Origin of the sequence: Rhodoplanes sp. P11 (genome assembly GCF_964266735.1) — a bacterium.
Taxonomy (GTDB): domain Bacteria; phylum Pseudomonadota; class Alphaproteobacteria; order Rhizobiales; family Xanthobacteraceae; genus Rhodoplanes; species Rhodoplanes serenus.
In genome coordinates, this window is record NZ_CAXWGY010000001.1 from 947912 (window position 1) to 967280 (window position 19369).

The 19369-nt window shown below is 71.0% G+C and carries 16 protein-coding genes; 7 read left to right on the top strand and 9 right to left on the bottom strand.

The window, feature by feature from the left end; all coding sequences use genetic code 11:
• Window positions 1-58 precede the first annotated feature (58 nt).
• Window positions 59-397, top strand: coding sequence for a helix-turn-helix transcriptional regulator (locus ACFQUV_RS04235; protein WP_129610599.1), 339 nt, complete (start codon window positions 59-61; stop codon window positions 395-397).
• Window positions 387-1682, top strand: coding sequence for a type II toxin-antitoxin system HipA family toxin (locus tag ACFQUV_RS04240; protein WP_129610600.1), 1296 nt, complete (start codon window positions 387-389; stop codon window positions 1680-1682). The genes ACFQUV_RS04235 and ACFQUV_RS04240 overlap by 11 nt, the downstream gene beginning before the upstream one ends.
• 57 nt (window positions 1683-1739) lie before the next feature.
• Here ACFQUV_RS04240 and ACFQUV_RS04245 read toward each other — a convergent pair whose 3' ends face one another.
• From ACFQUV_RS04245 to ACFQUV_RS04260, 4 genes are all read right to left on the bottom strand, one after another.
• A complete protein-coding gene (locus ACFQUV_RS04245; RefSeq protein ID WP_129610601.1) occupies window positions 1740-2720 on the bottom strand; it encodes a tripartite tricarboxylate transporter substrate binding protein in 981 nt (326 codons plus the stop codon).
• 180 nt (window positions 2721-2900) lie between these two features.
• Window positions 2901-3857, bottom strand: a complete 957-nt coding sequence (locus tag ACFQUV_RS04250; protein WP_129610602.1) for a dihydrodipicolinate synthase family protein — start codon at window positions 3855-3857, stop codon at window positions 2901-2903.
• 104 nt (window positions 3858-3961) lie between these two features.
• Window positions 3962-4825 (bottom strand): IclR family transcriptional regulator, encoded by an 864-nt coding sequence (locus tag ACFQUV_RS04255; RefSeq protein ID WP_129610603.1) that lies wholly within the window; start codon window positions 4823-4825, stop codon window positions 3962-3964.
• A gap of 282 nt (window positions 4826-5107) precedes the next feature.
• A complete protein-coding gene (locus ACFQUV_RS04260) occupies window positions 5108-6310 on the bottom strand; it encodes an MFS transporter (protein WP_129611395.1) in 1203 nt (400 codons plus the stop codon).
• Between the two features lie 257 nt (window positions 6311-6567).
• Between ACFQUV_RS04260 and ACFQUV_RS04265 the strand changes: the two genes are divergently transcribed.
• Window positions 6568-7488 carry an MBL fold metallo-hydrolase gene (locus tag ACFQUV_RS04265; RefSeq protein ID WP_129611396.1) on the top strand — a complete coding sequence of 307 codons (921 nt, stop codon included), beginning with the start codon at window positions 6568-6570 and terminating at the stop codon, window positions 7486-7488.
• On the opposite strand, the gene ACFQUV_RS04270 is transcribed toward ACFQUV_RS04265, so the two are convergent.
• On the bottom strand, window positions 7470-8309 hold the full coding sequence (locus tag ACFQUV_RS04270; RefSeq protein ID WP_111386194.1) for a DUF1499 domain-containing protein: 840 nt from the start codon (window positions 8307-8309) through the stop codon (window positions 7470-7472). The two genes, ACFQUV_RS04265 and ACFQUV_RS04270, sit on opposite strands and share 19 nt — an antisense overlap.
• A 316-nt stretch (window positions 8310-8625) precedes the next feature.
• On the opposite strand from ACFQUV_RS04270, the gene ACFQUV_RS04275 reads away from it, so the two are divergent.
• Window positions 8626-9999, top strand: a complete 1374-nt coding sequence (locus ACFQUV_RS04275) for an aminotransferase (RefSeq protein ID WP_129611397.1) — start codon at window positions 8626-8628, stop codon at window positions 9997-9999.
• A 190-nt stretch (window positions 10000-10189) separates the two neighbouring features.
• Here ACFQUV_RS04275 and ACFQUV_RS04280 read toward each other — a convergent pair whose 3' ends face one another.
• Entirely contained in the window at window positions 10190-10855 is a 666-nt protein-coding gene (locus ACFQUV_RS04280; RefSeq protein WP_129611413.1) for a L,D-transpeptidase, read from the bottom strand.
• A gap of 402 nt (window positions 10856-11257) precedes the next feature.
• Here ACFQUV_RS04280 and ACFQUV_RS04285 point away from each other — a divergent pair, with 402 nt between their 5' ends.
• The 3 genes from ACFQUV_RS04285 to ACFQUV_RS04295 all read left to right on the top strand — a co-directional run bounded on the left by ACFQUV_RS04285 (window position 11258) and on the right by ACFQUV_RS04295 (window position 14737).
• A complete protein-coding gene (locus tag ACFQUV_RS04285) occupies window positions 11258-11446 on the top strand; it encodes a hypothetical protein (RefSeq protein WP_129611398.1) in 189 nt (62 codons plus the stop codon).
• Between the two features lie 275 nt (window positions 11447-11721).
• Window positions 11722-12696, top strand: a complete 975-nt coding sequence (locus ACFQUV_RS04290) for a magnesium transporter CorA family protein (RefSeq protein WP_129611399.1) — start codon at window positions 11722-11724, stop codon at window positions 12694-12696.
• 181 nt (window positions 12697-12877) lie between these two features.
• On the top strand, window positions 12878-14737 hold the full coding sequence (locus tag ACFQUV_RS04295) for a phosphoenolpyruvate carboxykinase (GTP) (protein ID WP_129611400.1): 1860 nt from the start codon (window positions 12878-12880) through the stop codon (window positions 14735-14737).
• A gap of 414 nt (window positions 14738-15151) precedes the next feature.
• Here the strand turns inward: ACFQUV_RS04295 and ptsP are convergent, their stop codons facing one another.
• The 3 genes from ptsP to dhaK are packed head-to-tail and all read right to left on the bottom strand — an operon-like array spanning window position 15152 to window position 19364.
• Window positions 15152-17665: a phosphoenolpyruvate--protein phosphotransferase gene (gene ptsP / locus ACFQUV_RS04300; RefSeq protein WP_244601753.1), complete on the bottom strand. Its 2514-nt coding sequence runs from the start codon at window positions 17663-17665 to the stop codon at window positions 15152-15154.
• Between the two features lie 36 nt (window positions 17666-17701).
• Window positions 17702-18334, bottom strand: a complete 633-nt coding sequence (gene dhaL, locus ACFQUV_RS04305; protein ID WP_129611401.1) for a dihydroxyacetone kinase subunit DhaL — start codon at window positions 18332-18334, stop codon at window positions 17702-17704.
• Window positions 18335-18362: 28 nt separating this feature from the next.
• Complete coding sequence (dhaK, locus tag ACFQUV_RS04310) at window positions 18363-19364, bottom strand: dihydroxyacetone kinase subunit DhaK (protein WP_129611402.1); 1002 nt, start codon at window positions 19362-19364, stop codon at window positions 18363-18365.
• Window positions 19365-19369 lie beyond the last annotated feature (5 nt).

The following is a 19369-nucleotide window of genomic DNA, read 5'->3' on the forward strand; positions in this document are numbered from 1 at the left end:
TGGTCTTATATGGTCCATAAATCAACCGCGTCGCCGTCTTCAGGTCGATTAATGGATTATGGCCAAGCCTCTCGATCGTCCTTACTCCCGTTACAGCCGTGATGCGGCAGCCTTGCTCGGCCAGCTCATTCGTCGGGCCCGGATCGAGCGCAAGCTGACCGCCGAGCAGGTTGCCGAGCGGGTCGGGATTTCGCGCGGGCTTCTCCGCCGCATCGAGCAGGGCGATCCGGGATGCTCGGTCGGGGCGGTCTTCGAGGCCGCGGCCGTCACCGGCGTGAAGCTGTTCGATGCCGATCGCGGAGCGCTGGCCGCCGGCATCTCGGCCAACACGGCGGTGCTGACGCTGCTGCCGCAGTCGGTCCGCGTCTCGACGGGGGCCGTCAAGGATGACTTCTGAGGCGGCGCCGACCGAGGCGTTTGTCTGGATCAGGCTGCCGGGGCAGAACGAGCCGGTGGTGGCCGGCCGGCTGGCGCGCGTCGGCGATCTCTATGTCTTCAACTACGGCCGCAGCTATCTCGGGCGCGATGATGCGATCCCGATCTATCTGCCCGAGCTGCCGCTGCGCCTCGGCGCCCAACCACCGGGGGCCGGGCTGGCCATGGCGGGCTGCCTGCGGGACGCCGCGCCTGACGCCTGGGGCCGCCGCGTCATCCTGAGCCGGCGGCTCGGTCGACGGGGCCGGGAGGTCGACACCGACACCGTCGACGAGTTGACCTATCTGCTGGAATCAGGGTCCGACCGCATCGGCGCACTGGATTTCCAGATCTCGCCGAGCCGCTATGTGCCGCGCCAGGCGACCGGGGCGACGCTGGAGGAGCTTGTCGACGCAGCGCGCCGCGTCGAGGAGGGTCTTGCGCTCACCCCGGAGCTCGACCAGGCGCTTTTCCACGGCAGCTCGATTGGCGGCGCCCGCCCTAAGGCCATGATCGTCGACGGCGATAAGAAGTACATCGCCAAGTTCACATCGACGACCGACGTCACCAATGTGGTGAAGGGCGAGTTTGTCGCCATGCGCCTTGCGGCGCGGGTCGGGCTGGACGTGGCATCGGTCCGGCTGGCGGTCGCCGGCAGCAAGGATGCGATCCTGATCGAGCGGTTCGACCGCATGAAGACGCCGGCGGGCTGGTGCAGCAGGGCTATGGTGTCGGCGCTGACGCTGTTCGGGCTCGACGAGATGATGGCTCGCTATGCGAGCTACGAGGACTTCGCGGCCATCGTGCGCCACCGCTTCACGTCACCGAGGCGGACGCTGCGGGAGCTGTTCGGTCGGCTGGTCTTCAACGTCCTGTGCGGCAACACCGACGACCATGCCCGCAATCACGCGGCCTTCTGGGACGGCGAGCATCTGAGCCTGACGCCGGCCTACGACATCTGCCCGCAGCCGCGGACCGGCAGCGAGGCCACGCAGGCGATGCTGATCACCGGAAACGACCGGATGAGCCGGATCGCCGTGTGCCTGGAGGCCGCGCCCCAATTTCTCCTGAAGCCCGACGAAGCGTTGGCAATCGTGGCGCGTCAGGTGCGTGCCATCATGGCCGCCTGGCCGACCGTCTGTGACGAGGCGGCGCTCTACGAGGTCGAGCGCAATCAGATGTGGCGGCGCCAGATCCTCAATCCGTTCGCGTTCGAAGGGGCGCCACCCGAGCTCGCTGAACCGATCACGGCCGCGGGTCGGATCTGACGGCGATGCCGAGCCGCCACGCCCGGCGAACGGCCGGGCGTGGCGGAGGCGCGTGCGTCACACCGGCTCGAAGTTCACCGACTTGAGCAGCTCGGAGTTCTTGCGCACGTCGTCGACGATGTAGCGGGCGAACGCCTCGGGCGTGCCGGTCACCGGCTCGATGCCGAGATCGGCGAGACGGCCCGAGGTCCCGAGGTCGGTGACTGCGGCGTTGCAGGCCTGGTTGAGCCAGGCGACCACCGGGGCCGGCAGGTTCTTCGGCCCCCACACGCCGTACCAGGTGGCCTGCTCGAGGCCCGGCATGCCGCTCTCGGCGGCGGTCGGGATCTCGGGGGCGAGCGCCGCCCGCTTCGCCGCCGTGACGGCGAGCGCCTTGACGTGGCCGCTGCGCGCCATCGGCAGCAGCGCCAGCACCGGATCGATCATCAGCTGGACGTGGCCGGCGGCGACGTCGGTGAGGCCGGGCGCCGTGCCACGATAGGGCGCGATGGTGAGGTTGAGGCCGGCGAGCTTGTTGAACGCCACCGTCGCCAGATGTCCGGGCGCACCGAGCGCCGCGGTCGCGAACACCCACTTGTCGGGCTGCTTGCGGGCGTCCGCCACCACCTCGGTGATGGTCGTGAAGGGCAGCTTGGGTGACATCACCAGCAGCATCGGCGCCTCGCCGACGCGCGCCACCGGCGTGAAGTCGGTGAGCGGATCGTAGGGCGGGCTCTTCATCACCTGCTTGGCCATGGTGTGGGTCATGGCCGAGAACAGCAGCGTGTAGCCGTCGGGCTCGGCGGTGGCGACCACGGTGCCGCCGATCGCGCCATTGGCGCCCCCGCGGTTCTCCACCACGATGGTGACGCCGCTCTTCTCCTTGATCTTCTCGGCGAGCAGGCGGGCGAAGACGTCGACCCCGCCGCCGGCCGCGAACGGCACGATCAGCCGGATGGTGCGCTTGGGATAGCCGTCGCTCTGGGCGAAGGCGGGCGCTGATCCGAGTCCGCTGCCGACCGCCAGCGCGGCGGCGAGGAACTCACGACGGTGCAGCATGATGCTGTCCTCGTTGGGGAGAGGGACGACGGGCAGCCGCTGCGGTCACCCGTCGGGCGAGCGGAGCCGCCGCCGGCGGCCCCGGAGCTGTCAGGCAGGTCGTCACGCGCGGCCCGCTCGGCGGGTCGGCGGCGCGCCGCCCGCACGGTTGGGCCGCCGTTGCGGCCTGTACGATCGGCCTCAGGCCGCGATGGCGGCCGGCGCCTCGCTGACCAGGCCGGCCGAGCGCATCGCCTCGGCGATCTCGACGTCGGCGCCCTCCGGCAGCGGCAGCAGCGGCGACCGGATGGTGGCGTGCTCCAGGATGCCGCGCGTCACCAGCGCGTGCTTGAGCGCCACCGTGCCCTCCATGTGCGAGCCGCGGTGATAGACCGCCTTGGTGACCGGCAGCAGCCGGTCGTGCAGGGCGCGCGCCCGCCGATAGTCCTGGGCCTTGCCGGCCTCGATCAGCGCGATCAGCAGCTCGGGGGCGATGTTGCCGTAGCCGACCAGCGCGCCGTCGACGTCGAACATCGTGTGCAGCAGATACTCGTCGTGGCAGGTGAGGATCTGGAGATCGGGAACCTCGCGGCGCACGACCGGGATCTCGGTGTCCCAGCGGCGCATGTTGCGCACGCCGTTCTTCATGGCGAAGACGCCCGGCTGCTTGGCGATGTCGAGCTGGGTCTCGAGATTGTAGGTCGCCTTGGTGGCGTCCGGATACTGGAACAGGATCAGCGGCAGGCCGCTCTCCTCGTAGATGGCGCGGTAGCGATCCTGCGGCGCGCCCTTCTGGTAGCCGAAGCGCAGCCAGCCGTGCGACGGATAGAGCAGGCCGGCGGTGGCGCCGGCCGCCACGGCGCGCTTGGCCTCCGCGGCCGCCACCTGGGTGCCCTCGCGGGTGATGCCGGCGATCACCGGGATGCGGCCGTCCACCGAGGCGACGAAGCTCTCGATCACCGCGGTCTGCTCGTCGTCGTCCAGGAAGGTGCCTTCGCCGGCATGGCCGAGCACGACGAGGCCCTTCACGCCCGCGAAGCTGCCGAGCCAGGAGCCGAGCCGCCGGATGGCGGCGTGGTCGACCGCGCCGTCGCGGGTGAACGGGGTGATCGGGGCGGGGACGAGACCGCGGAGGTCGAGCTTGTTCTTGGTGGTCATCGGGAGCTCCTTCTTGGGGTGCGGCGGGTGGCGGATGGAACGGGACGCGGGACCGTGGGGTGCCGCCGGGCAGGGCGCCCGGCGACGGAGGCGAGGAGCGGACGTCAGGGTGCGATGGCGCTGGTGCTGCCGACCGCCTCCTGGGCGCGGGCGATGTGGTTCGCGGTCGCCAGCATCGGGGCGAGGGCGCGGCTCTTGAGATCGTCGTCGGAGAACTGCGTGGCGGGTGCCACGACGCTGATGGCGCCGGTGGCCCAGCCGTCGGGGCCGATCACCGGCACCGCGAGCAGGCGCAGGTCGGGCGTGATGGCGGAGCGCTCGACCACATGGCCGTCGCGGCGGATCGCCGCGAGCGCCGGCTCCAGCGTGGCGCGGTCGGGCACCTTCGGGGCCGGCATCGGGTGCCGGGGCGGCGTGGCGAGCACGCGCTCCAGCCGGTGCTCGGGCAGGAACGCCAGGATGGCGCGGCCGATCGAGGTGACCGCGGCCGGGATGGTGGTGCCGATGCGGATGTCGACGCCGAGCCGGGTGAAGCCGGCGCGCACGCGCTCGATGTAGAGAACGTCGCCGCCCTCCAGCACCCCGAAGCTCGCCGCCTCGCTGACCTCGTCGACCAGCGCCTGCAACAGCGGCCGGGCGATGGCGCGCAGGTCCTGGTGGGCGATGGCGTTGAAGCCGAGGTCGAGCACCTTGAGGGTGAGACGAAACCGCCGGCTCTCCGGGATACGGGCGACGTAGCCGGCCGACACCAGCGTGTTGAGCATGCGGAACGTGGTGCCGGCGTCGAGCCCGGACGCCGCCGCGATCTCGCTCAGCGTCATCTCGTCGGCGTCCCGCGAGAACGCCTCCAGCACCCGCAGCCCCTTGGCGAGGGACTGGACCGAGCTTTTCGCCTCCTTCGGGTCGAGCCGGGGGCGCGCCGCGGGGGAGGCTGGGTTCGGCGTCAGGGAACCGTTGGGCGAGGCCATCGCGCTTCCTCTTGACTTTTCGGAATGCGAAATTATTTTCGCGTTGTTGATTGAAGCTAGAGGAGGCGACCGCCGCTGTCAATGCGGGCCGGCCGGTGCGTCTTGCGCATGCGCGAACGCTCCCATGCCGGGATCGCAGGGCGAGCCGGTTGGCGGGGGCGGTGGGGCGGGTGTTGCGAAAGGCGACGCGAGCGCGCGGGGGCGGTCGTGGGGTCGGTCGTGAAGTCGGCCGCGCGCGGAGCGGCCGATGCGGCCGCGGATCAGTCGGCGAAGAGTCGCCGGTCAGTCCGCCGGCGGTCGCCGCAGCAGCGGCAGCAGGGCGAGCACCAGCACGTTCGAGGCGAGCATCACCGCAAAGGCGGCGTCGTAACCGCCGAGGCGGTCGAAGGTGACGGCGCCGAGCCAGGCGCCGAAGCCGCCCGCCATGTGGTGCACCATGGTGATCAGCCCGGTCAGCGCCCCGAGATGGCGGCTGCCGAAGTGCTCGGCGACGAACACCACGGTCAGCGGCGCCGTGACCATGAAGGTCATGCCGTAGACCAGCGCGAAGGCCGCCACCGACGGGATCGACTGGTCGACCAGGACCAGGGCGAACACCGCGAGGCGCGCCACGAACAAGGCGGCGGTCGGCCACAGCGGTCCGGCGCGGTCGCTCCACAGGCCGGCGATCATCACGCCGACCAGCGCGGTCAGTCCCATCAGGGCGAGCAGGCTGCCGGCCAGCCAGGCGTCGAGCCCGCGGTCCTGGGCGAAGGCGACCACATGGGTGGAGACGAAGAAGTCGTCGAGCCCGCAGATGGCGTAGACGGCGAGCAGCACCCAGAACGGCCGCGTGCGGGCGGCGGCGCCGAGCGACAGGCCCCGGACGGCGCGTCGCGAATGCGGCTCGTCGCCGGCGCGGCCGGCCCGCATGGCGAGGAGCACCAGCGGCAGCAGGATCAGATGCGCGGCGCCGAGCCACAGGAACACCGAGCGCCAGCCGATCGCCACCAGCACGGCGGCGAGCAGGCCGATCATCACGAGCTGGCCGAGGCTCATGCCGGAGGTGACGGCCGCGTTGGCGAAGCCGGTGCGCTGCGGGAAGGCGCGCGTCACCATCACGCCGACCGGGATCAGGGAGGCGGCGCCGTTGCCGGCCGCGAACACCACGCCATAGAGCACCAGCGCGTGCCAGGGCGCGGCCATCACGCTCATGGCGCCGATGCCGAGCCCGGCGACAAAGAGGCCGGCGGCGAGCACGAGATGCGGGTCGGCGCGGTCCGACAGGCGGCCGGCCAGAAACATGCAGATGGCCGACACCGCCTGGAACAGCGCCACCGCGGTCCCGAGCTCGGCCCGGCCCCAGCCGAGATCGTCGACCACCGCCTTGAGGGTGAGGCCGATGGCGAACCGCGCACCGCCGCCGACGAACACCACGGCGAACCCGGCGACGAGCACCAGCACGGCGCCGGCCGAGAGGGCGGGCGACGGAGTTTTGGGGGGCATGAACGCGACCGCGATTGACGGACGACCCGGACGCCGGATCGACGGGGGTGACGATGACGCCCATATCCTGCCAGAACGACCTAGGCTTAGCCCAGAGGATCGGCGGCCCGGGAGCGCCGGAGATTTGGCTGAGTCGCGTTTTCGATGGCGAACCGGGTCCCGCTTCGCCGGAAAATGCTCTACGTCGGGCGGAACCGTCGCGGACGGCCGGCGCGGGCCGGGCCGACGACGGAGAGCGGGTGGGAAGGAGCGACCGGATGGGCAGCAGCAACGACATCGCGTTCGACAAGAGTTTCGCGCTGCCGGCCGGGCAGGTCGAGGAGGTCGCGCCGGGGGTGCGGCGGCTCTTGTGCGACAACCCCAGCCCGTTCACCTGGAAGGGCACCGTCAGCTACATCCTTGGCCGCGGCCGCGTGGCGATCGTCGATCCGGGGCCGGACGATCCCACCCATGTCGCGGCGCTGCTCGATGCGGTGCGGGGCGAGACCGTCACCCACGTCCTGGTCACCCACACGCATCGCGACCACTCGCCGGCGGCCGCCGCCGTCAAGGCGGCGACCGGCGCCCTCACGGTCGCCGAGGGGCCGCACCGGGCCGCGCGGGCGCTCGGCATCGGCGTGGGGCCGCGGCTGGACGCCGCCAACGATCTCGACTTCGTCCCCGATATTCGGCTGGCCGACCGCGACACCCTGGAGGCCGGCGGCTTCGTGGTCGAGGCGATCGCGACGCCGGGCCACACCGCCAACCACCTCGCTTTCGCGCTGCGCGGCACCGGCATCCTGCTCTCGGGCGACCACGTGATGGCATGGGCCACCTCGGTGGTGGCGCCGCCCGACGGCGCCATGAGCGACTACATGGCGTCGCTGCACAAGCTGGCGCGCCGCGAGGAGACCGTCTACCTGCCCGGCCACGGCGGCGCGGTGCGCGACGCGCCGGGCTTCGTGGCCCAGTACATCCGCCACCGCGAGGGCCGCGAGGCGTCGATCCTCGGCCGGCTGCGCAAGGGCGCCGCCGATATCCCGACCCTGGTGCGGGCCATCTATATCGGGCTCGATCCGCGGCTCACCGGGGCGGCCGGGCTCTCGGTGCTGGCGCATCTCGAGGACCTGGTGGCGCGCGGCGTGGTGGCGACCGACGGGCCGCCCGCGGTCGACGGCATCTACCGCTTGGCGGCCTGACCGCCCTTGGCGGGCGCCGCCGGCTTGGGGGCGGGGCGCTCCGGCTTGGTCACGCTGGTGAGGTCGTCGATCTCCTCCAGCAGCGTGCGGATGCGGGCGGCGTTGACGCCGAAGTCGATGCGCCCGTAGCGCGAGGCGGAGCGCATGTCGATGCGGGCACCGCTGCCGACCGGGCGGATGCGGATGGCGACGTCCTCGCGGAACGCCATGATGGGCGTCTGGGCGATCGCCTCGATGTAGCCGTCGCGGCGACCCGGCTGCGGCGCGCGCGCATTGACGACCCGCCACTTGCGCTTGGTCACCAGCGTCATGGTCGCCTCGTAGGCGGCCTCGGGCGTCACCGTCACCATCAGGGGCTCGATGTCCGGATAGGCGGTGCGCTGCTGCTCGGCCGCGTAGAGGCCCGCATAGAGGACCGGGTTGGCCTGGCGGGTGCGCAGCCGCGCGATCGCCTCGAAACGCGGCGGGTCGATGGCGTCGGTGGTGATGTCGGCGATCATCGGCAGCTTTGATGCCTTGTATCCGAGCCAGGCCGGATAGGCGATCAGGACGAGGCCGATGAACAGGCCGGCGACCGCCTGGCCGAGGCCGCGGGCGCCGGTCTGCCAAATCACCCCGAAGGCGATCAGCGCGACCACGATGGCGACGACGGCGACCGCCAGCCCGCCCGCCAGAGTCGCCAGCACCGGCAGGGTGTCGAGCAGGCCCGCCCGCGCGATCACGATGGCGAGCAGCACCGCGGCGAGCGAGAACAGCGCCAGCCGGCGCGCCCACAGGGCGAAACGGGAGACGGGTTCCTCGGCCAGCCGGCGGCGCGCCATCATTCAGCCTTTCCGGGCGCGCAACCCCTGTGCGGCGCGACCGAGCCGCGCCGTGCGACCACCATGCTGGCGGCCGTTGCGACGCCGGGGCCACCGATAGAGGGTCGCTCGGCGGCTGGCAACGGCCCTGCCGAGGGGTGGAGGAAAGGCCCGGCTCGATCGGCCGTGGTCACCCGGCAGAGCATCACCGGGCGTACCGATCGGCTCGCCGCCCTCGATGCGACCCGCCGGGAGAGCGAGGGCGAATTCCGATTCGATCGACGCGCAATTCGCTCTAGAGTGCCGCCATCTTGCCCGTTCCGTGAAAGCTTCGCTCATGACAGTTCTTGGAAATCAAGCCGTTCGCGACATCGAAACCGTTCTGCACCCCTATACCAACCTGGCCGCTCACCGTGACACCGGCCCGCTGATGCTGGAGCGCGGCAAAGGGGTGTTCGTCTATGACTCGCGCGGCAAGGACTACATCGAGGGCATGGCGGGCCTGTGGTGCCTGTCGCTCGGCCACGGCCACGAGGAGCTGATCGAGGCGGCCACCGCCCAGCTCCGCAAGCTGTCCTTCGCGCATCTGTTCAACGGCAAGAGCCACGATCCGGCGGTCGAGCTGGCCGAGGCGCTGAAAGGCATGGCGCCGACTCCGACCTCCAAGGTGTTCTTCTGCAACTCGGGCTCCGAGGCCAACGACACCCAGGTCAAGCTCGTCCGCTACATGAACAACGCCCTCGGGCGCCCGGCCAAGAAGAAGATCATCGCCCGCGACAAGGCCTATCACGGCGTCACCGTGGCCTCGGCCTCGCTCACCGGGCTCGCCGCCAACCACACGGATTTCGACCTGCCGATTCCCGGCATCCTGCGCACTGCCTGCCCCCATTACTACCGCGGCGCGCAGGACGGCGAAAGCGAGGACGATTTCACCAGCCGGCTCGCCGCCGAGCTGGAGGCGTTGATTCTCGCCGAAGGCCCCGAGACGGTGGCGGCCTTCATCGCCGAGCCGGTGATGGGGGCGGGCGGCGTGGTGGTGCCGCCGGCGAGCTATTTCCCGAAGATCCAGGCGGTGTGCGACACCTACGATCTCTACGTCATCTCCGACGAGGTGATCTGCGGCTTTGGCCGGCTCGGCACCCCCTTCGGCTGCCAGGCGCTCGGCTTCCGCCCCGATTCGATCTCGGTCGCCAAGGCGCTGTCGTCGGCCTATGTGCCGATCGCCGCCGTCACGGTGCCGGAGACGATGTACGAGGCGACCCTGGAGGCGAGCCGCCGGATCGGCGTGTTCGGCCACGGCTTCACCTATACGGGGCATCCGGTGGCCGCCGCGGTGGCGCTGAAGACGCTGGAGATCTACGCGCGCGAGAAGATCGTCGAGCAGGTGGCCGCCAAGGCGCCGCAGTTCCTGGCCCACCTGCGCCGGCTCGCCGATCATCCGCTGGTCGGCAATGCCCGCGGCCTCGGCCTGGTGGGCGGCATCGAGCTGGTCGCCGACAAGGCGACCAAGCGGTCGTTCGATCCCAAGCTCGGGGTGGGGGCGCGCTGCGTGCGCTTCGCCGAGGAAGAGGGGCTGATCGTGCGGGCGCTCGCCAGCGACACGATCTCGATCTGCCCGCCGATGATCATCACGCCCGCCGAGATCGACGAGCTGTTCGCGCGGCTCGACCGGGCGCTGGCGCGCACCCTGGAGTCCGTGCGGCACGGGTGAGCCTGCACGCCCGGAGGTTCGCCGTCATTTCGGGGCGCGGCGAAGCCGCGAACCCGGAATGACCACCGAGGCGAACAGCCGGCTCTCGGAGGACGGGTTCAGCAATAAAAAAGTCCCGCGTCGCAGGCGCGACGCGGGACCGAGAATCGCGCCGTAGGCCCCCCCGGCCCGGCGCGGACGTCGCGCGACCTCAGCTTCCCCCCACCGAAGCCACGCGCGAACTGCTCATCGGCGACGGTCCGCCGGCGCCCGGCGCCAGCACCACCACCGGCGTGCCGACCTTGGCCCGGGTGTACAGGTCGATGATGTCCTCGTTGGTCAGGCGGATGCAGCCCGACGAGATGGCCGAGCCGATATACTCCGGCTGGTTGGTGCCGTGGATGCGATACAGCGTGTCCTTGCCGTTCGCATGCAGGTAGAGGGCGCGAGCACCGAGCGGATTGTGCGGGCCGCCCTCGACATGGTTCGGCACGTCGCCCATGCGCCGCTTGATATCGGGGGTCGGCGTCCAGCCCGGCCACTCGGCCATGTTGCCCACCCTGGCGACGCCCGAGAAGGCCAGAGCCTCCTCGCCGACCGTCACGCCGTAGCGGATCGCCTTCTTGTTGGGCAGCACGTAGTAGAGGAAGCGCGCGTCGGAATCGACCACGATGGTGCCGGGCGCCTCGGTCCGGTGGTAGTCGACGATGTGGCGCTGATAGGGCGCCGGGATCGACGCCTTGGCGTAGGGCGCGCGGGCCAGGTACTCGCGGTCGCGCGGCTTGAGAGTCGCCTCGGAGGCAGGCTCCGGAGTTGCCGTCACGCAGGCGCCGAGCGACAGCCCCGCCAGGACAACAACGATCGCTTTCGGAATCATCGCCGGCCCCACCCTGGTTCCAAGAAAAGTGCGAAGGTTCGATTCTGGTTTAACCAAATCCGGCCGGACCTTCCAGGCCGCGGGACGCCGGCGTGGCAAGAACGCCGCTGCCTGTTGCGAGATTGCCGCACAATCGTCGATCTTGGCGAAAATACGGCGTGCTGCGGCAACTTCGGCGAAGCTGTTCATGTTCTCGACGGCACCCTGGACCGACGGAAAAACATGCTCGGCTCTTAACGGCTCGTTTAGAGTCGCCGCGCTTATGACGAGGTGTTCGGCGGCCCGGAACGGGCACCGAAAGGCCCCGCTCTCGGACGGTTTCCCACCCAATTCCGCCGAGCCGGGGCGCCAAGAGAGGCGACCCGCCCGGCGATCGGCCGGGGGAAGCCAGGAGTGTTCGCGATGACCGATACCGCCCGGACCCCGGCGGTCGAGACGACGACCGACCAATCCCACGACCAGCACTTCGCCCGCATCGGCATCGCCGCGGTCGCGGCGGCCCTGCGCTGGCAGCACCTGCCGGCGCCCGCGATCGTCGACCACACCTTCGACGGGGTCGAAGGCTGGGGCGATCGCCACCACTTCGCCTGACCGGCCGCGTCCGATCCAGCCTTCCATGATGGACGTTCGATCCTGCTGCCGGCCCAGTCGGCGGCAGGACGGTGGTGCGCGCCGGCCGCATGGCCCGCCGCAGGCCCGGATGCCGGCCGGCCCCGGGCGGCGCCGCCACCGCGTCCGCCGTGACCTCGTCGCCGTGACCTGCGGGCATCGCCGGTCGCCGATCTGCGGGCTTGCGAAGCGGAGCGACTCGGGGTGGATTACCGCACGCCGCTGCGGCGGACCCTCCAGACGCCGAGGCGCGCCCGATGCTCACGGTCAAGATTCCCGCCGGGACGTCGCTCGAGGCGCGCGTCGTCGGTCCCGACGAGGAGATCCCCGAGGCCGCGGTGTGGATCGATCTGATGTCGCCGGTGCCGCCGGAGGACAAGATGGTCGAGCGCGCCATCGGGGTGGCGGTGCCGAGCCGCGAGGAGATGCAGGAGATCGAGCCGACCAGCCGTCTCTATGCGGAGAACGGCGCCCGCTACATGACGGCGACGCTGATGTGTCGGTCGGAGTCCGACAATCCCACCACCACGGCCGTGACCTTCATCCTGGCCGGGCGGCGGCTGATCACGGTGCGCTGGGACGAGCCGCGCCCGTTCAGCATCGTGGCCAACCGGCTGGCGCGGCAGTGTCCCGCCGTGGTCACCGGCGAGGCGATCCTGATGGAGCTGCTCGATGCCATCATCGATCGCTCGGCCGACATCCTCGAGCGGATCGGCAGCGAGGTCGACGCGATCTCGCGCACCATCTTCGATCCCGACCGGGCCGGCGGCGACCGTATCGCCAGCCAGGACATCCTGCGTGCCATCGGCCGCACCGGCGACCTCACCTCCAAGGCGCGCGAGTGCCTGGTCTCGATAGGCCGGCTGGTGCTCTATCTCGCCAACGAGGCCGACGTGATGCGCTGGGCCAAGGATCAGCGGGCGATCCTCAAGGGCATGCAGCGCGACGTGCAGTCCTTGTCGGACCACGCTACCTATTTGTCCAACAAGATTACCTTCCTGCTCGACGCCATGGTGGGTGTGGTCACCATCGAGCAGAACAACATCATCAAGATTTTCTCGGTCGCCGCCGTGGTGCTGATGCCGCCGACGCTGGTCGCGTCGATCTACGGCATGAACTTCAGGCACATGCCCGAGCTGGAATTCACCTATGGCTATCCGATGGCGATCGTTCTGATGGTGGTGGCCGCCGTCGTGCCCTACGTCGTCTTCAAGCTGAAGAAGTGGTTGTGATTGGCCGTGCGGGAAGGTCTTTGGCAGGCTTGCGTCGGTGCGACGTCGGCCGCGCGGTTCGACCATTGTGACCTGAGGAAAACTACCTAGAGAATGCGCGATCCACCGCATGGCGACTGCTAGTCGAAGCTGGTATAGCCATAACGTTTTGAAGCAAAGAACGGACCGAGGGACGAGGGACATGCTCGCGACCAACAAAATTCCTCCACATGTGAAAAGTGCGCGGCTGAAGACGTGGGTCACCGAGATGATCGCGCTCTGCAAGCCTGCCGACGTTCACTGGTGCGACGGCTCGCAGGAGGAGTACGACGACCTGTGCGAGCAGCTCGTGGCCGCCGGCACCTTCAAGCGTCTCAACCCCGAGAAGCGGCCGGGCTCCTTCCTCGCCTGGTCCGATCCGAGCGACGTCGCCCGTGTCGAAGACCGCACCTATATTTGCAGCACCAAGAAAGAAGATGCCGGGCCGACCAACAATTGGGTCGACCCCAGGGAGATGAAGGCGACCCTCACCAAGCTGTTCGACGGCTCGATGACGGGACGCACCATGTATGTGATCCCGTTCTCCATGGGGCCGATCGGCTCCAACATCTCCTATATCGGCTACGAGATCACCGACTCCCCGTACGTCGTCGTCAACATGAAGCTGATGACCCGCATGGGACGTCAGGTCGACGAGGCGCTCGGCGAGAGCGACGTGTTCGTGCCGTGCCTGCACTCCGTCGGCATGCCGCTGTCGCCCGGCCAGAAGGACATCTCGTGGCCGTGCAACCCGACCGTGAAGTACATCGTCCACTTCCCGGAAGAGCGGCTGATCTGGTCGTACGGCTCGGGCTACGGCGGCAACGCGCTGCTCGGCAAGAAGTGTCTCGCTCTGCGCATCGCCTCGGTGATCGGCCGCGACGAGGGCTGGATGGCCGAGCACATGCTGATCCTCGGCGTCACTGACCCGAAGGGCCGCAAGACCTACGTGGCGGCGGCGTTCCCGAGCGCCTGCGGCAAGACCAACTTCGCCATGCTGATTCCGCCCAAGGAGATCGAGGGCTGGAAGGTCTCCACCATCGGTGACGACATCGCGTGGCTGAAGCCCGCGTCGGACGGCAAGCTCTACGCCATCAATCCCGAGGCCGGCTATTTCGGCGTCGCGCCGGGGACGAACTACAAGACCAACCCCAACGCGATGCGCACGATCGAGAAGAACACCATCTTCACGAACGTGGCGCTCACCGACGACGGCGACGTCTGGTGGGAGGGCATGGACGGCGATCCGCCGGCCCACGCCATCGACTGGCAGGGCAAGGAGTGGACGCCGGATTGCGGCCGCAAGGCGGCCCACCCGAACAGCCGCTTCACCGTGCATGCCTCGCAGAACCCGGCCATCGATCCGGCCTGGGAGGACCCCAAGGGCGTGCCGATCAGCGCGCTGATCTTCGGCGGTCGCCGCTCGACGGTGACGCCGCTGGTCTATCAGCCGCTGTCCTGGGCGTTCGGTGTCTACGCCGCCGCCACCATGGGCTCGGAGATGACCGCCGCCGCCTTCGGCAATATCGGCGAGGTGCGCCGCGACCCGATGGCGATGGTGCCGTTCTGCGGCTACCACATGGGGACCTACTTCAATCATTGGTTCCACATGGGCCGCAAGTTCCCGATCCCGCCGCGCATCTTCTGCGTCAACTGGTTCCGCAAGGACAAGGACGGCAAGTTCCTGTGGCCGGGCTTCGGCGAGAACATGCGGGTGCTGAAGTGGATCGTCGAGCGCGCCAACGGCTCGGCCCGCGCCGTGGAAGGCCCGCTCGGCTATGCGCCGACCTACGAGGACCTCGACTGGCGCGGCAGCGACTTCACCCACGAGCAGTTCGAGGAGGTGATGTCGGTCGATCGGGCCGAGTGGATGAAGGAGATCCTCAGCCACGACGAGCTGTTCATCAAGCTCTACGACCGGCTGCCGAAGGAGATCCTGTCGGTCCGCGATCTGCTGCTCTCCGGCCTGTATCGGTCGCCGAACCGCTGGCAGCCGCCGGACTACGGCACCGTGAACAGCTGACTCCGCATGCCCGTGTGATACTGTGCTCGGGTGATCAGTGCGCCGTCATTCCGGGGCGCGGGAAACCGCGAACCCGGAACAAAGCGGCAAACTCGGAGCTCTCGGCTGGATTCCGGATAGCCGCTTCGCGGCTTCCGGAACGACCGCCGAATTGATCAGCCGGATCTCGTATTCAGCCGGATCTCGTATGACGTGATCTGATCGATGGCCGGGCGACGAGCCCGGCCATCGGCGTTTGTGGGGCGCGTGGTTGTCGGCACAGCGCTGCCGGGTTCCGCAGCCGCGTGTCCCGCACGCAGTGCGGTGCGAGCGCATCGCGCGAGTACTGCACCGCAGATGCGGGCCCCAGCCCCAGGCGAGGTCAGCGCATCACGACGCTTCGCGTCCTGCGGCGCTGCGCCCGGGACACGAGCCTCACGTCTCGGCGGCCTCGGCGATCGCCGCCCGGGCTGCTTCCGGCGTCTCGGCCGCGAGCGCCGCGCGGGCGCCGGCCTCCAATGCCGGGACGTCGGCCGCCGAGAGGGCACGAAACACGCCGGCCAGCGACGCTGCTCCCATGCTCAGGGTGCGGACGCCGAGGCCGACGAGGAGGCGCGCCACCTGCGGATCGGCCGCCGCCTCACCGCACACCGACACGGGACGGTCGGCGGCGGCGCCCGCCGCCACCACCTCGGCGATCAGCCGCAGCACTGCCGGGTGCGCCGCGTCGGCGAAGCGGCCGAGGTCCGGATGGCCGCGCTCGGCCGCCAGCGTGTACTGGGTGAGGTCGTTGGTGCCGATCGAGAAGAAGTCCGCATGGGCCGCGAGCCGCGCCGCCGTCAGCGCCGACGCCGGCACCTCGACCATGATGCCGAGCGGCACCGGCCAGGCGTGCGGCGTGCCGGCCGCGGCCAGCGCCGCCTGCACCCGCTCCAGCGCCGCGCGCGTCCGCACCAGCTCGTCGGCCTCCGTCACCATCGGCAGCATGATGCGCACGTCGTGGCCGTGGCCGGCGATCAGCACGGCGCGGATCTGGGCCTCCAGCAGCTCCGGGCGGTCGAGCAGCAGGCGGATGCCGCGCACGCCGAGATAGGGGTTCGCCTCCGCCGACATGGCGAGATAGGGGATCGGCTTGTCGCCGCCGGCGTCGAGCAGGCGCACCACCACGGGGCAGCCGGCGAAGACGCCGAGGATCGCGCGCAGCGCCGCCACCTGCTCGTCCTCGGAGGGGGGATCGAGGCGGTCGAGGAACAGCATCTCGGTGCGCAGCAGCCCGACCCCGGCGGCGCCTGCGGCCCGCGCGGCCCGCGCGTCGGCCGCGCCGGAGACATTGGCCCACAGCGCGATCTCGACGCCGTCGCCGAGCCGGATGCGTCGCTCGCCGGGGGCGGCTGGTCGCGCGCTCGCGAACGCTGTCCGCCGCCCCGCGAGGGTCGCCTGGGTGGCGGCGTCGGGATCGATCCACACCTCGCCGGTGGTGCCGTCCAGCGCCGCCAGGGTGCCACCTGCGGCCGGCACCAGCGCGGCCGCCCCGGCGACCGCCGGGATGCCGGCGGCGCGCAGCAGGATGGCGGCGTGCGAGGTGGGGCCGCCGCGGCGGTCGATCACGCCGAGCACGGTGGCGGGATCGAGCTGGGCGGCCTCCGACGGCGCCAGGTCGTCGACCACCAGCACGGCCGGCGGACCGCCGGGCCGCAACCCCTCCGCGCCCGCCGGCGCGGCGCCAACGAGGAGGCGCAGCACGGCGCGGCCGATGTCGCGCACGTCCGCCTCGCGGGCCTTCAGATAAGGGTCGTCGAGCGCCCCATAGGCGGCGGCCGCCTCCGCCACCGCGGCTCGCCACGCCGAAGCAGCGTCGCGGCGCTCGGTCCCGATCAGCGCCTCGGCGCGGCCGACGATCGCCGGATCGTCCAGCAGTGCGCCCTGCACCGCGAGGATGTCGCCCGCCGTGCCGCCGCGGCCCGCAACGCCGAGCATGGTCCTGGCGGTGGCGATCGCAGCGGCGAGCCGCGCGGTCTCGCCCGCCGGGTCGTCGGTGCGACGCTCCGGCACGTCCGGAAGGGCACGGTCGAGCCGCACCAGCGGGCCGAGGGCGACGCCCGGCGTTACCGGGATGGCGCGGCCGGACGGTGTCACCTCTTTGGGATTGAGTGGGGGCGGCGTGTCGCCTGTGCCGGTGAAGCTCTCGATGGCGGCGGCGAGCGCCGCGACGGCGGCCTCCGCGTCGGGGCCGGACGCGGCGACGCGCAGGCGGTCGCCGGCCCGCACGCCGAGGCGCGCGAGGGCCACCATGCTGGTGAGCGGCGCCGGCCCGGTGCCGCGGGTGAGGTCGGCGAGCGTCACGCTTGCCGAGAAGCCGGCCGCGAGGGCGACCAGCCGGGCGGCCGGGCGGGCGTGCAGGCCGGCGGGATCGCGGATCACCGCCTCGGCGGTGCCGACCGTGCGTCCGTGGTCGGCGCTCGCCTGGTCGGCGACCGCGTCGGCGGGCGACGGTGCGCCGGGCGATACTGCGGCGGTCGCTGCGGCCTCGCCGAGATGCTCCGCCTTGGGGCCGAGCGCGGCGCGTGCCTCGCGGGCGACGGCCTCGCGTGGCGCCCCGGTGCCGGCGAGCGCCGCCGCCGCGACCGCGCCCTCGACGAACGGCGCCGCCGTCAGCGTCACCCGCGCCGCGACCTCGGGGTCGAGCAGGTCGCGGGCGAGGTCGGCACTCAGCAGCGCGCTGCCGAGATCCATCAGCACCACGGTGCCGGCCGGCCCGTCGACGGCGGTGACCGCATCCACGATGGCGGTGGCGTCGGTGCCCAGCTCGCCGCCGTCCGGCCCGCTGCCGGCCGCGATCGCGATGGCGACCGTATCGCCGGTCATCTGGCGGGCCAGCACCGCAGTCGCCTCGGCGAGGGCGCGGCTGTGCGAGACGAGGACGAGGGCGACGCGCGGCGGCTGCGGCACGGTCAATCGGAGCACTCCCGCGAGGAGAACACCTGTTCAGCCGGCGGCGGTGTCGGCCAGCGCCTTCAGCAGCAGGAACGACGAGGTGGCGCCGGGGTCCTGATGGCCGACGCTGCGCTCTCCCAGATAGCTGGCGCGGCCTTTTCGCGCGACCAGCGGGATGGTCGCCATCATGCCGGCCTCGGCGGCGGCCGCCGCGGCGGCGAGCGCCTGCGGCAGCGACGCGCCGGCGGCGGCGTCGAGCGCCGCGACCGCGGGGCCAAGCGCATCCACCATGGTCTTGTCGCCGGGCTCGGCCTTGCCACGCTGGACGATGCCGGCGAGCCCGGCCTTCAGGCATTCGGCGAGGGCCGGCGCGTCGAGCGCCGGCTTGCCGGTCGCCTGGCCGGCGGCTTGCAGGAACAGCGTGCCGTAGAGCGGGCCGGCGGCGCCGCCGACGGTCGAGATCAGCGTCATGCCGACCGTCTTGAAGAGGGCCGCCGGGTCGGCCGGTGGAGCTCCGGCGAGCTTGGCGGCGACGGCCGAGAAGCCGCGTGCCATGTTGACGCCGTGGTCGCTGTCGCCAATGGCGGCGTCGAGCTCGGTGAGACGGGCCTTCTCGCGCTCCAGCACGGCGGCGGCGCGGTCGAGCCACGCCGTCAAGGCCGCGACGTCCAGGCTGTCGGTCATGCGGATGATCCTCGTCGCCGCCGCGCCTTCACGCGCCCCAGCGCAGCGCCGGCGTGAGCACCGGGGCGTCCCAGTATCGGATCATGTCTGCATCGAGTCGCAACAGCGTGATCGAGGCGCCGGCCATCTCCAGGCTGGTGATGTAGGAGCCGACCAGGTTGCGCACCACCTTCAGGCCGTGCCGCTCCGCGATCTCGTGCGCCTTGCGGTAGAGCACGTACAGCTCGATCAGCGGCGTGCCGCCCATGCCGTTGACGAACAGCAGCACCTCGTCGCCGGTGCGGAACGGCAGGTCCTCGATCACCGGCTCCATCAGCATCTCGGCGACGCGGTCGGCCGGCTCCAGCGGCACCCGCCGTCGGCCCGGCTCGCCATGGATGCCGATGCCGATCTCCATCTCGTCGTCGGCGAGCGTGAAGGACGGTTTGCCGGCGTGCGGCACCGTGCAGGCGGTGAGCGCCATGCCCATGCTGCGGCCGTTGGCATTCACCCGGCGGCAGAGATCGGCGACTGCGGCGAGCGGCAGCCCCGCCTCGGCGGCGCCGCCGCAGATCTTCTCGGCCAGCACCGTCGTCGCCACCCCGCGGCGGCCGGCCGTGTAGAGGCTGTCCTTCACGGCGACGTCGTCGTCGATGACGACGCTGTCGACGGTCAGCCCTTCGGCTGCGGCTAGCTCCGCCGCCATCTCGAAGTTCATCACGTCGCCGGTGTAGTTCTTGACGATGAAGAGGACGCCGGCGCCGCCGTCGACCGCCTTGGCGGCGGCGAGCATCTGGTCCGGGGTCGGGCTGGTGAACACCGCGCCCGGGCAGGCCGCATCCAGCATGCCGCGACCGACGAAGCCGCCATGCATCGGCTCGTGCCCCGAGCCGCCGCCCGACACGAGGCCCACCTTGCCGCGCACGGGCGCATCGGCACGGACCACGAAGGCCGGGTCCGTCTCCACCCGGATCAGCCCCGGATGCGCCGCCGCCATGCCGGCGAGCGCCTCGGCGACGACCGCCTCGGGGGCGTTGATCAGCTTCTTCATGCCCG

Bases quoted from the DNA above. Each gene is read 5' to 3' on its own strand.
- ACFQUV_RS04235 (WP_129610599.1), top strand. From the start codon at position 59: ATGGCCAAGCCTCTCGATCGTCCTTACTCCCGTTACAGCCGTGATGCG.
- ACFQUV_RS04240 (WP_129610600.1), top strand. From the start codon at position 387: ATGACTTCTGAGGCGGCGCCGACCGAGGCGTTTGTCTGGATCAGGCTG.
- ACFQUV_RS04245 (WP_129610601.1), bottom strand. From the start codon at position 2,720: ATGCTGCACCGTCGTGAGTTCCTCGCCGCCGCGCTGGCGGTCGGCAGC.
- ACFQUV_RS04250 (WP_129610602.1), bottom strand. From the start codon at position 3,857: ATGACCACCAAGAACAAGCTCGACCTCCGCGGTCTCGTCCCCGCCCCG.
- ACFQUV_RS04255 (WP_129610603.1), bottom strand. From the start codon at position 4,825: ATGGCCTCGCCCAACGGTTCCCTGACGCCGAACCCAGCCTCCCCCGCG.
- ACFQUV_RS04260 (WP_129611395.1), bottom strand. From the start codon at position 6,310: ATGCCCCCCAAAACTCCGTCGCCCGCCCTCTCGGCCGGCGCCGTGCTG.
- ACFQUV_RS04265 (WP_129611396.1), top strand. From the start codon at position 6,568: ATGGGCAGCAGCAACGACATCGCGTTCGACAAGAGTTTCGCGCTGCCG.
- ACFQUV_RS04270 (WP_111386194.1), bottom strand. From the start codon at position 8,309: ATGGCGCGCCGCCGGCTGGCCGAGGAACCCGTCTCCCGTTTCGCCCTG.
- ACFQUV_RS04275 (WP_129611397.1), top strand. From the start codon at position 8,626: ATGACAGTTCTTGGAAATCAAGCCGTTCGCGACATCGAAACCGTTCTG.
- ACFQUV_RS04280 (WP_129611413.1), bottom strand. From the start codon at position 10,855: ATGATTCCGAAAGCGATCGTTGTTGTCCTGGCGGGGCTGTCGCTCGGC.
- ACFQUV_RS04285 (WP_129611398.1), top strand. From the start codon at position 11,258: ATGACCGATACCGCCCGGACCCCGGCGGTCGAGACGACGACCGACCAA.
- ACFQUV_RS04290 (WP_129611399.1), top strand. From the start codon at position 11,722: ATGCTCACGGTCAAGATTCCCGCCGGGACGTCGCTCGAGGCGCGCGTC.
- ACFQUV_RS04295 (WP_129611400.1), top strand. From the start codon at position 12,878: ATGCTCGCGACCAACAAAATTCCTCCACATGTGAAAAGTGCGCGGCTG.
- dhaL (WP_129611401.1), bottom strand. From the start codon at position 18,334: ATGACCGACAGCCTGGACGTCGCGGCCTTGACGGCGTGGCTCGACCGC.
- dhaK (WP_129611402.1), bottom strand. From the start codon at position 19,364: ATGAAGAAGCTGATCAACGCCCCCGAGGCGGTCGTCGCCGAGGCGCTC.